The sequence below is a fragment of the Chamaesiphon sp. VAR_69_metabat_338 genome (genome assembly GCF_031423935.1).
GTDB lineage: Bacteria > Cyanobacteriota > Cyanobacteriia > Cyanobacteriales > Chamaesiphonaceae > Chamaesiphon.
On record NZ_JANPGM010000752.1, the window covers coordinates 1 to 10,190 of the forward strand.

Here is a 10,190-nt window from a genome sequence, read left to right on the forward strand (position 1 = left end):
GAGTCCCGTTATTAGAACTACTCCACCACCCCGATTGGGAAAGTCGGAAGTCGGCAGTGTTGGCACTGATGAAACTAGGAGACAAACAAGCGATCGCGGATCTAGAAGCCGCATCAGCAAACGAATCCGAGGATTCAGTCCAAGCAGTCATTAAGCTGGCAATCTCCCAGCTTGCTAAAAAAACTGATGGAGATGAGTGGTAAAAATCGTGAAATCTCAATGGGACTGCGTACTGCAAAATCTCGGCAAATGGCAGGGTTCCTTTACCCGACTTTCGCCCCTGGGTGAGGAAATCGAAGATATCCCCAGTTTAATTTCCCTGACTGGGGTAAATGAGGATCTAGCGATTCACTTAGCCCTCACGCGCCATTATCCCGATGCTGATGGTGTCCTCCAGCCTCAAGAGATGGCCTTCGATTTTAGCGAACCGAGTGCTGGTGCGATCTTCTTCGAGACGGGAGCGTTTTCCGAAGGTTCGCCTTATTTACGGCTGGGTGCGCCCAGTGGTGCGGAGTTTGCCTTCAGACATGAAGATCGACGACTGCGATTAATTCCGCAGTTCGATGCGAATGGTTGCCTATTCCGATTAACGCTAATTCGGGAAGGACGTGTCGGCACCGATGCCCCCGAACGTCCACCGCTGAAGCTGGCTGGTTGGTTGGGGGTTTGGCAGGGCAAAGCTGTAACACTTTATCCTGGTAACACGCAAGTCTCTGAGTCGCCAACGATTCAAACTACTACGATGACTGACGATCGAACCCTCGTTCGCTCTCAGTCGATCGGGTCGCAAGTTACAGAGTCTACCTTTACCATTGACACCGAATCCGATCGCACTCGCTTAACCACCCGATCGACTCAAGTCATTTTATTACCCGACGCAGCCTACGTGCTGTGCCCGACTCAAATTGAATCGGGAGTCGAGATCGCGCTGGAAGTCGGTTGGTCGATCGCGCCTAATCTCCGTCAGCGGCTAATTCGGACGTATATCGATCGCGGTGAATGGTTGAGCTTGACTTTTATTACTGAGTCGAGAAGTGGATAGTTAATAGTCGATCGCGTTTTTATTGTTAAATACTCATCCCTAATCTATGGAACTTAGTAGCACTGTTAGAGAACTAATTATTAAAGCAAGGATTGTTAGTTTTGAGGATTGGAAAACGATTCATTCGCCAGCAATTATCGAGCTATTTCAAAGTGCGGACGATCGCCGAGTATACCTCACGGATGCAGAACTCGATCGAATTCAAACCGATCTCCCAACAACATCGGCTCTGATTCCGATCGCGAGATTATTACGAGATGCTGCGACAGCAATAGTTGATGATGCCCGCACCCAAGTTTTGAAAGCTTTTCCGGAAATTACTCAGCCTGGTGGCGGTTTATATCCACCAGAAAGATCCGAAGCATGTTGGCGCGACTTCTGGCACTTCTTACGTTGTGTGACCTATGGCATTGCTGGTGGTAGCGTAGCATATACTAGCGATGTTGGCTTGCACAACATGGATTTGTTATATCAGGAAATGCAAGTGCCGCTAGCTGCGATGGTGCTAGGGTTGCAAGAATTGAAAACTGCTAGTTTGGCAAGAGTAGAACCAGATCTTCAGGCAGATTTGGTGCCTTACTTCGATCGATTAATCGATAAATTGCAGAGTTTTAAAGCAATTGAAAAGTATGAACCGCTGTGAGTACAGAAACTCGACTTCTTTGAGAAGTCGGGTTTCTAGTCAACTTTGGTATCTAGTCAACTTTCAACTCGATCGAAATCGCTACTTGGATAAATTCTTTTGCACCATTGCCAAGAGATCTTGCTCTGTAACGCACCGTCGCTCAGAACAATAAGTCATCAAATACACACCATTCATCATTCGTACCGTACTCACCCGCACGCGAAAATCATCGGTGATAAACCAGCAGCGTTCCTGTCCCTGATTGTTGTCGTAGTCAGTATCGATCGTCAGAATGCCATCATCGCCAAACCAATAGCGACTCACTACCGGAATTTTTTCGACATAACCCTGGTTGCGAATCAGTTTACCCGATCGACCAGACGCATCATTAGGCACATCGATTAAGACCGCAGCTTGTTCGGGATTTGGTTCCCCTTTATCCTGATTAGCTTGCCACATGAAACTAGCTCCGCCGGTAGCTTTGCTCGGATCGATATCCTGTTGAGTGCAAATACTCGCAACACGCGGATCTATCTGCGGTACCACTGAGATATACAAATTCGACTCTCCCGACTCATCACCAGAACAGTCAAAGTGATGAACATTACGCTGGGTAAACCACATTCCTTCACTTTTGGTGAAGAAGTCCATCATCGTCATCGGTGGAGTAAATATCATGGGTTGTTCGAGGTGATTTTCTGCTGAAAATGGGGAATGTGAGTGCGAAAAAATCTGTAGGGGCTGGTTTATGCCAGTCATCTTTTTTGTAACAACAACCATCGTCCAAACCAGCCCCTACTAGTAACATTCAGATCGTCTGGGTTGTTGGTAGGTTTGGGTAGGTTTTTCCAACGGTTGAATTCAGGTTTGAATTAGTTACAGAAACCTACCCCTACAGCCTGAAAATTTTGCATAACGGACGATCGATGAATCAACGCTCTAATCCCAAGCTTTCTCCAGTTGTCCGCCGCGTAAAAGAATTATAGGTTTCCAATTCCTGGGCGGGATAACTAAGTAGGCGCGATCGCATTTCATCAGTTAGTCCTCGTACGTGGCTAAAGTCTGCCCCAGCGATACTTTCTAATCGATCGAATTCGACATCTGTCAAATCGGCTGCGCGTAAATCTGCGCCAGCGAGGTTGGCACCATTTAAGCCCGCCGTTCGTAAACAAGCTCCGGTTAAAAATGCACGACGCAAATCGCCTTGACTTAGCCGTGCAGCCTGAAGATTTGCCTGGGTCAAATCGGCTCCGCCTAAGTAAGCACCGAGCAAATTCGCACCCTGCAAATCGACATAACGCAAATTAGCAGTATTTAGGTTGGCACCATTTAGTCTCGCGCCAGGGCCGATCGCGCCTGAAGATTTATAGTTAAAATCTGCTGGGAAAATGGTGTATCGATCGTATCGGACGCCCTGCATTTTGACATCGGTTAAATTCGCGCCGCTCAGATCTGCCCCGCTTAAATCTACCCGCGATAGACAGGCTCCCGTTAAGTTAGCATCTTTTAAGATGGCTCCTTGCAGGCTAGCTCCGCGTAAATCGGCACCAGCAAGATTTGTTGCTGTCAGATCTGCTTGACTGAAATCGGCGCGAATCAGCGTCGCCTGTCGCAAATCGACTTGATTCAAAGCTCTACCACGCAAATTGACTTGGTACAAGTCAGCACCAGCTCCAGATTGCCCTGCGGCTAACGCCTCGAAAATTTGCTGGCTAGATTGAGTGTGGCGATCGATCTCGGATCCAGTTTGTTCGTGATGCATGTATCAATTATCAATTATCAACGATCGAATCGATCGGCGATCGAACAGTGTTAGTCTAGCTGTTGACCGCTGGGGAATGCCAGCTATTCTAGATCGAAAGTGAGGTAATGTGGCTAATCTCGATCGGGGACGGATGTTGTTGTCCCACAACTTTAATATTACCGACGGCAGTTTAGCGGCTCTGAGTCGGGAGGAATTTACGGAGATCTTCAGAGCGGGATCGAGCGACAATCCGCAGATTCAATGTCGATCGATCGCTCATCCGCATTGGATTATGGAAATCTTATTTACTGGCGATCTCACGCCCCATTCAGTCGGATCGACATGTGCCCGCATCCTCGCCCAGCATCGCCAGCAAGCAACCAGAAATCGTGCGGATATCCTAATCCTCGGTGGCATCAAAACTACGCCTCCCACTAGCTCAGACCCCGATGCCCTCCAACCTGGAGAATGGGGCGTCGATGTTGTCGAAACACTCAGTGGTGAGCTGTTTTTGACCGAGATTGAGTGGGCTGCCACCATCGCCCAGAAGCCCGTTGAGAGTATTTTTCAGGTGCAATTATCGATCGGTAATTGAGCGTTCATTCTGATGGTACGGCGATCGGATTGCAAATTTTTTTGGCACATTCTCCGATCGCATTCAGTCCCGTCCGATCTCCGCAACCCCGCTCGATCCTCTATCAGGAGCATCGAGCGGGGTTTCTTCATATGAGATCGGCTAAATTTCAGATCGTGCCACTCTACAATTCTTAATATTTTTAACCTCGTTCTTAGATGAGAATTTAGATGCGCACAATTTGTGCAACACGAACGATCTTGGCAGAAGAGCGACTCAACTCATCGATCGGGAGAAGTGTTTGACAATCCCCGATTTAGCTTAAAAAGCCGTGCGCTAATATCAGTGAAACTGATTGCTATGTAAGGCTTAGAGCCAATAGCAATTCCCAGACATACTCTGCTTAGTCACAGCATTGTTATCGATACTTCACCTTGAAATTAGCGTACTGCCGATGATGCTCTAATTTTTTACTGCCATAGAAAATTTATAATTATCTTAACAATTTGAGATAATTGCGTTAATGAGGATGTCCGAACAGATCGATCGAGTCGCTCGTGAGTGGCTAGTGGCATGAAAGTGGCGTGAATCTATGATTTTAGCCAGTTGAATTGTCACGCCGTTCGGGCATCTTTCAGAGCTTCTTTTCGTTTACTTAGGAGACTTAGATCGATGACCTTTGGACCAGCATCGCGCTTAGGCGTTAGTTTGTTTGACGAAACCCCGCCCCAAGAATGGGTACCGGGTCGTTCTACTGAAGAAATCGAAACACTGATTAGTGCTGTGTACCGACAAGTACTCGGTAATGCTTACGTCATGGAAAGCGAACGGTTAGTCGTTCCCGAATCCCAATTCAAACGCGGCGAACTGAGCGTGCGGGAATTTGTCCGCGCTGTGGGCAAATCTGACTTATATCAATCGCGGTTTGCCGATTGTCCGCGCTATCGGTTTGTCGAGTTGAATTTCCGGCATTTCCTCGGACGTGCGCCTAATAGCTACGACGAAATGAAAGCGCATAGTGCCATCTTGGATGCTGGTGATTTCGACTCCGAAATCGACTCATATGTAGACAGCGACGAATACCAAAATACCTTTGGCGAAAATATCGTTCCTTACATTCGCGGCTACAAAACTGAAGCAATTAGCCACATGGTCGGATTTACGCATACCTTCCAACTGGTACGCGGTGCTGCAACTAGCTCTCTCAAAGCCGATGTATCGGGCAAAACCCCCAAGCTCAATAGTTTGGTAATTAATGCCACAGCAACAGCCGTCGTAGAGCCAGGATCTACTTTCCGGAATCCGGCTGGCAGTGCTCGCACGCTGCTGGGTGCCAACGCCAGTGAAGGTGGAAAAGTCTACCGGATTGAAGTTACTGGATATCGTGCCAAGGCATTCAATAATATCTCTAAATTCCGCCAGAGCAACCAAGTTTATCTGGTGCCCTATGATAAACTCTCCCAAGAATATCAGCGGATTCATAAGCAGGGTGGCAAGATTGTCAGTGTTACCGCGATCTAATGCTATTTTCTCAAAGTTAAAAACTGTTTAAAGGAGTCAATATTTAATTATGGCAACAATGACACCACTGGAGCTGTGGCCGACGCGCTCTGCTGAAGACGTCCAGACAATTATTCGCGCAGTCTACAAGCAAGTATTGGGCAATCCTCATGTGATGGAGAGCGAACGCCTCACAGCGGCTGAGTCGCAACTGGCTAATGGCGATGTCTCCGTCCGCGAGTTCGTCCGCGCTGTCGGTACTTCGGAATTTTACCGCACTCGTTATTTTGAGAAATGCGCTCCCAATCGGTTTGTGGAGTTAAATTTCATGCACTTCTTGGGTCGTCCGCCGGCATCCCAAGCAGAAATCTCCGAGCATATCGTCCGCTGTGTCGCTGAAGGTTTCGATGCTGAAATCGACTCTTTCATCAATAGCGAAGAGTATCAGACCACCTTTGGTGAAAATGTAGTGCCCTACAATCGCGGTGCTAACACGCAAGTCGGTCAGGCTCAAATAACTTACAACCGGATGTTCGCACTAGATCGCGGCCCCGCTCAAGTCAGCAGTGCTGTCACCTCAGCACAAGTTGGTATGAGTAATAAAATCAAGGCTGCTAGTGTCAATTTGGGCGGCTCTGGTCAAGCGAATCAGAAAACCTTCAAGATTCTGGTGCAAGGTGCTAAAGGTGGCCCGCGTCGGCTCAGTAATACGGAATACCGCGTTGCTGGCGATAACATGACTTCGCAAATTCAACGAATCAATCGTTCTGGCGGCAAGATTGTCAGCATCACCGAAGTAGTCTAAATTGCTGCGCTCATTGAGACTCACAGCAGGTTAAAACTACTAACCGGGCAATCCTAGTTAACTGGATCGCGCAGGCTGCTAGCCCATTTGAGTTAGCTCTCTGTGCCAATAGATTAGGATTGCTAGCCTAATCCAAATTTTTTAAATAAAAACTGGGAAATTTCTGTCCAGCCGATCGAATAACGGCATCGATCGACAAACTAGATAAAATTTAAAAAATAACTTTCAATTAAGAGCAAAGATCGTGGCACTTTGGATTGACAATCTCGATGCAACCTAGCGACAGCTCGTGTAGAACCTCAGTCTGCTTCGATAACAAGGAACAGAAAACTGTGCAAACTCAATCAAAGCGAGGAGGAAAAAACAAAAGATAGATAGATCCAATCGAATTTGGTAGATAGGTTTGAGTACAGAACATTGATGGATATTATACAGTTTGTCGAGCAGTCGATCGGGCAATGGCGATCGCAGCGCAGCGCGCACCACATGGCTTTTAGTCACTTTGAAGCCGTGCAGTCAATTATCGATATCGATCTACTCGATCGTCAAGATCCAGCAGTAGTAGAGCTTTGCCAAGCTTATGATGTCGATCCCAGTAGCACTGTCGCCCCCTTTCAAATGAAGTGGGAAGGACAATCCGATTGGGATGAAGATAGCCCCGAAGTTAAGGGTAATGCCATTTTAGTACCAGTTCCCGACCCTTTGATGCCCAACCGAGGCAAACTGCTCAGAGATCGGGGTTACGCCGAAACCATTGCGGCTGCTGGTGAATATCATTTTCTTGAGGATGGCACTTTCGTATTGATTACCGCCTACGAGCGCGCCGCCGCTGAAGAGCGAATCTGGTTTGCCAATCCTAATTTGCGCTTTCGGGTGTCGCTGATTAAAACTAGTGGTGGGAGTGGGGTAGTGACAGCATCCTTCTCATCAGAAATTCGATCGTCAAAGTCTCAATAAAATCAAACTTTTTTTAAATCATTAATATTCAATTTAATTTTGAATAACTTCTTTTAAACGTTGTTGAAGATCTAATCTATTTCTCACACTATGTCAATTATGACTTCAGTTAAAAATAACGATTCGATCTTACTTTGTCAGTGGATGGCTGGAGATTTTAGCAATCGCCAGCAATCTTTCAGCCAACCTCAACAGTTTGCCCATATTCACATTTTCTTTCGTCCCTTACCATTTGATTTTTTCAATGGCATCGGGTTTTACTCCGAACAGGTTTACGATCACGATTTGTGGACACCATATCGGCAGGGAATACACCGAGTAGTCACTCGCGGCGATGATATTTATATCGAAAATTATAGCCTCGTCGATCCCATTCGCTATGCAGGTGCAGCCCGCGAATTATCGATTCTAAAAACGATTTCAGTTAACGATATCAAACCTCGTCAGCACTGTGGGATGGTGTTTCGCCGCGAGGGTGAAATGTTTCGGGGGAGTGTCGAACCAGGGAATCGGTGCCTGATTGAGAAAAAAGGGTGCATGACTTATTTAATCAGTGAAGTGGAGATTACTGAAACCACCTGGTTTAGTCTCGATCGGGGCATGGACATCGGTACGCACGCACAAGTTTGGGGTTCGACATCCGGCCATTTACGATTTGAAAAGTGTCAAAGTTTCGCGTTGGAATTGCCACTCGATCGCAGTTAAGGTAGAGACAATATGAATACACTTACCGATAATCAAGCTGTAACTATTACCAACGTGAGTATTCTGCCACCAATTGCTCAGAAAAAGATGCAATGTTGGATTCGTAGCAGGCATCTCATTTATTCAGGTAATTTCTTTATTTATGAAACGGTTGATTATAGTGCAGTCGAGCGATTTGGCGACTGCATTGAAGCATTAGGAGGGGCAGTAATTAGTGTGAATTCAGTGGGTAAAGTTTGGATGGGCGATCGGCGGCAAGTGATTTTATATCGGGCCAAGGCAAGCTTGCAGACACCCCACCACGATCTCCACCATTATTGGATTAAATATGGCAGTTTTCGGACTAGATTCGACGAACGAGTCTAAATTTTTAATGGATTAGCGGATATTAACAAGCAACTATCAACTAATTATATGGATATCGATCGCATTAAAACTGACCTCCAAGCCACAGATTTTCAATATCGATTGAAAGCGATTACCGCGCTGAAGGCTTATCCCACAGAAGTTGTCGTCCCGATCTTAATCGATCGACTCAAAGATCCGGAGATTCTCGTTCGTTCTTTTGTGGCGATGGGTTTAAGCAAACACCAAACTGCGGCCTCTTTTGCCGCGCTGATTGAAATGATGAAATTCGATCTCAATCCCAATGTGAGAGCGGAAGCAGCTAACTCGCTGTCATTTTTTGGCAAAGCCGCAGCACCGCATTTAAGTGCCGCTTTTTGTCAAGACGATCATTGGCTCCTTCGCCGGAGTATCCTCGCCGCACTCGTCGATCTGCAATGGCATAACGAATTATATGAGGTTTGTATGGAAGCATTAGCAGGATCGGATCTGCACTTACAAGCTGCCGCTGTAAGTGCGCTGGGTAGTTTAGTAGATAGTAATTACCACGAACTGGCACTAGAAAAACTCCTAACTTTAGTCGATCGAGATGCTAGCTTAATTCGTCAAAAAGTTGCCTATGCACTCCAACAATTTGCCGATCCACGCGCCAAGACTGCTCTGAGTCAACTCAGGCAAGATCCAGAGCATTCAGTTGTCGGTGCGGCACTAGAAGAATTATTAGAACGTTAGCTACTAATTCCCAACTTGCCAATCTCAAATAACTAGCTCGATCTAGATATCTAAGTTAGATTAGTCAAAATATTTATTTTTTACACAGTCCAAAATTATGTATCAACCTTTTCTCAATCACTTAGAACAATCCCTATTCCAACGCTTCGATCTTCAAAGTCGGCTAATTCCAGCGGGACTAGCCGCACAAACGAGCGAGCGCGGTAAAAATCCCGCCACCATCAAAAGTTGGTCTTATGAATGTCCGGAATTTAGAAAAATCCGGTATACATATATCGATGCAGGTGCGAGTGCCCAAATTTTCAATAGTGTAATTTATCCCAGTCATAATTCTGAATTGCCATTGTTAGGGATTGACTTTCTCTCCTTCGGCCAAGTCAAGAATTTAATTGTGATGGACTTTCAGCCGTTATTTCAGGATGAAGCTTATCTAGCTAAATATATTCATCCTCTGAAAAAACTACATGAAAAATATCCAGATTTAGCTCAGAATTTAGAGATGAAATTTTATGATGCCAATCAATATTTCTCTAAATATCTATTGTTTGCCAAGACCGACCCTGAAACTGTCAAAACGCGAGTATTTGAAGCATTCAAAGATTATCTCGATCTGTATTGGGAGATGTTAGCAACCAGCGAACCGCTCACAGATCCATCAGATATTCAGCGGATCGCTAAAGCCCAAAAAGATTACGACCAATATAGTGCCGATCGCGACCCAGCATCGGGCTTATTTAGTAGCTATTTCGGACATGAATGGTCGGAAAAATTCTTATATGGGTTTTTATTTGAAGATGCACTGCCTTTAGCTACTACTGCTACCAAATAATCTTTAGCAACAACCAATCAGGAAAACACATCCCCGACTTCTGAGCGAAGTTGGGGATGTAAATATATTTGGAAGTAATCGATCGTTCTGTCATTATCTATCAATTATCAATTACTAACATGACACTTTATCAGCCATTTTTAGATTACGCGATCGAGTTATTACAACAACGCTTAGAATTACAGCCTTATCCAATTCCTGCCGGATTCGAGTACAAATCAGCGATCGTCGGTAAGGGTAAACACGAAAACGAAGTTGTCACCACTAGTTATGCTTATCAGTCCCCAAAACTGCGCCAAATCCGCGCTGCCCACGTCCAAGGCGGTAATGCC

Annotated in this window: 14 protein-coding genes and 1 pseudogene; 13 read left to right on the forward strand and 2 right to left on the reverse strand. The window is 45.9% G+C overall.

What is annotated here, in order from left to right; all coding sequences use genetic code 11:
• From RMO84_RS20720 to RMO84_RS20730, 3 genes are all read left to right on the forward strand, one after another.
• A partial coding sequence (locus RMO84_RS20720; RefSeq protein ID WP_310490328.1) for a HEAT repeat domain-containing protein occupies nt 1-203 on the forward strand: 203 nt, incomplete at its 5' end.
• A gap of 5 nt (nt 204-208) precedes the next feature.
• The gene (locus RMO84_RS20725) at nt 209-1,042 is read left to right on the forward strand and encodes a DUF3598 family protein (RefSeq protein ID WP_310490329.1); all 834 of its coding nucleotides are present in this window, start codon (nt 209-211) and stop codon (nt 1,040-1,042) included.
• A gap of 46 nt (nt 1,043-1,088) precedes the next feature.
• Nucleotides 1,089-1,685, forward strand: coding sequence for a phycobilisome protein (locus tag RMO84_RS20730; protein ID WP_310490330.1), 597 nt, complete (start codon nt 1,089-1,091; stop codon nt 1,683-1,685).
• Between the two features lie 81 nt (nt 1,686-1,766).
• On the opposite strand, the gene RMO84_RS20735 is transcribed toward RMO84_RS20730, so the two are convergent.
• Together RMO84_RS20735 and RMO84_RS20740 are read right to left on the reverse strand one after the other, a co-directional pair.
• Nucleotides 1,767-2,345, reverse strand: coding sequence for a phycobiliprotein lyase (locus RMO84_RS20735; RefSeq protein WP_310490331.1), 579 nt, complete (start codon nt 2,343-2,345; stop codon nt 1,767-1,769).
• A gap of 253 nt (nt 2,346-2,598) precedes the next feature.
• Nucleotides 2,599-3,429 carry a pentapeptide repeat-containing protein gene (locus RMO84_RS20740; RefSeq protein ID WP_310490332.1) on the reverse strand — a complete coding sequence of 277 codons (831 nt, stop codon included), beginning with the start codon at nt 3,427-3,429 and terminating at the stop codon, nt 2,599-2,601.
• A gap of 109 nt (nt 3,430-3,538) precedes the next feature.
• Between RMO84_RS20740 and RMO84_RS20745 the strand changes: the two genes are divergently transcribed.
• From RMO84_RS20745 to RMO84_RS20790, 10 genes and pseudogenes are all read left to right on the forward strand, one after another.
• Nucleotides 3,539-4,006, forward strand: a complete 468-nt coding sequence (locus RMO84_RS20745) for a DUF2656 domain-containing protein (protein WP_310490333.1) — start codon at nt 3,539-3,541, stop codon at nt 4,004-4,006.
• Entirely contained in the window at nt 4,003-4,182 is a 180-nt protein-coding gene (locus tag RMO84_RS20750; protein ID WP_310490334.1) for a hypothetical protein, read from the forward strand. The genes RMO84_RS20745 and RMO84_RS20750 overlap by 4 nt, the downstream gene beginning before the upstream one ends.
• 475 nt (nt 4,183-4,657) lie before the next feature.
• Nucleotides 4,658-5,506, forward strand: coding sequence for a phycobilisome linker polypeptide (locus tag RMO84_RS20755; protein WP_310490335.1), 849 nt, complete (start codon nt 4,658-4,660; stop codon nt 5,504-5,506).
• A 49-nt stretch (nt 5,507-5,555) separates the two neighbouring features.
• Nucleotides 5,556-6,290, forward strand: coding sequence for a phycobilisome rod-core linker polypeptide (locus tag RMO84_RS20760; RefSeq protein WP_310490336.1), 735 nt, complete (start codon nt 5,556-5,558; stop codon nt 6,288-6,290).
• Nucleotides 6,291-6,710: 420 nt separating this feature from the next.
• Entirely contained in the window at nt 6,711-7,247 is a 537-nt protein-coding gene (locus tag RMO84_RS20765) for a phycobiliprotein lyase (RefSeq protein WP_310490337.1), read from the forward strand.
• Between the two features lie 99 nt (nt 7,248-7,346).
• On the forward strand, nt 7,347-7,952 hold the full coding sequence (locus tag RMO84_RS20770; protein ID WP_310490338.1) for a chromophore lyase CpcT/CpeT: 606 nt from the start codon (nt 7,347-7,349) through the stop codon (nt 7,950-7,952).
• A 12-nt stretch (nt 7,953-7,964) separates the two neighbouring features.
• Nucleotides 7,965-8,318: a CpeR family transcriptional regulator gene (locus RMO84_RS20775; protein WP_310490339.1), complete on the forward strand. Its 354-nt coding sequence runs from the start codon at nt 7,965-7,967 to the stop codon at nt 8,316-8,318.
• A 48-nt stretch (nt 8,319-8,366) separates the two neighbouring features.
• A complete protein-coding gene (locus tag RMO84_RS20780) occupies nt 8,367-9,029 on the forward strand; it encodes a HEAT repeat domain-containing protein (protein WP_310490340.1) in 663 nt (220 codons plus the stop codon).
• A gap of 97 nt (nt 9,030-9,126) precedes the next feature.
• Nucleotides 9,127-9,858: a 15,16-dihydrobiliverdin:ferredoxin oxidoreductase gene (locus RMO84_RS20785; protein WP_310490341.1), complete on the forward strand. Its 732-nt coding sequence runs from the start codon at nt 9,127-9,129 to the stop codon at nt 9,856-9,858.
• Between the two features lie 119 nt (nt 9,859-9,977).
• Nucleotides 9,978-10,190 (forward strand): annotated as a pseudogene (locus RMO84_RS20790) (phycoerythrobilin:ferredoxin oxidoreductase); the annotation flags it as partial.

Excerpts from the sequence above, each read along its gene's own strand:
- RMO84_RS20730 (WP_310490330.1), top strand. The coding sequence starts at position 1,089 with ATGGAACTTAGTAGCACTGTTAGAGAACTAATTATTAAAGCAAGGATT.
- RMO84_RS20735 (WP_310490331.1), bottom strand. The coding sequence starts at position 2,345 with ATGATATTTACTCCACCGATGACGATGATGGACTTCTTCACCAAAAGT.
- RMO84_RS20740 (WP_310490332.1), bottom strand. The coding sequence starts at position 3,429 with ATGCATCACGAACAAACTGGATCCGAGATCGATCGCCACACTCAATCT.
- RMO84_RS20755 (WP_310490335.1), top strand. The coding sequence starts at position 4,658 with ATGACCTTTGGACCAGCATCGCGCTTAGGCGTTAGTTTGTTTGACGAA.
- RMO84_RS20760 (WP_310490336.1), top strand. The coding sequence starts at position 5,556 with ATGGCAACAATGACACCACTGGAGCTGTGGCCGACGCGCTCTGCTGAA.
- RMO84_RS20765 (WP_310490337.1), top strand. The coding sequence starts at position 6,711 with ATGGATATTATACAGTTTGTCGAGCAGTCGATCGGGCAATGGCGATCG.
- RMO84_RS20770 (WP_310490338.1), top strand. The coding sequence starts at position 7,347 with ATGACTTCAGTTAAAAATAACGATTCGATCTTACTTTGTCAGTGGATG.
- RMO84_RS20775 (WP_310490339.1), top strand. The coding sequence starts at position 7,965 with ATGAATACACTTACCGATAATCAAGCTGTAACTATTACCAACGTGAGT.
- RMO84_RS20780 (WP_310490340.1), top strand. The coding sequence starts at position 8,367 with ATGGATATCGATCGCATTAAAACTGACCTCCAAGCCACAGATTTTCAA.
- RMO84_RS20785 (WP_310490341.1), top strand. The coding sequence starts at position 9,127 with ATGTATCAACCTTTTCTCAATCACTTAGAACAATCCCTATTCCAACGC.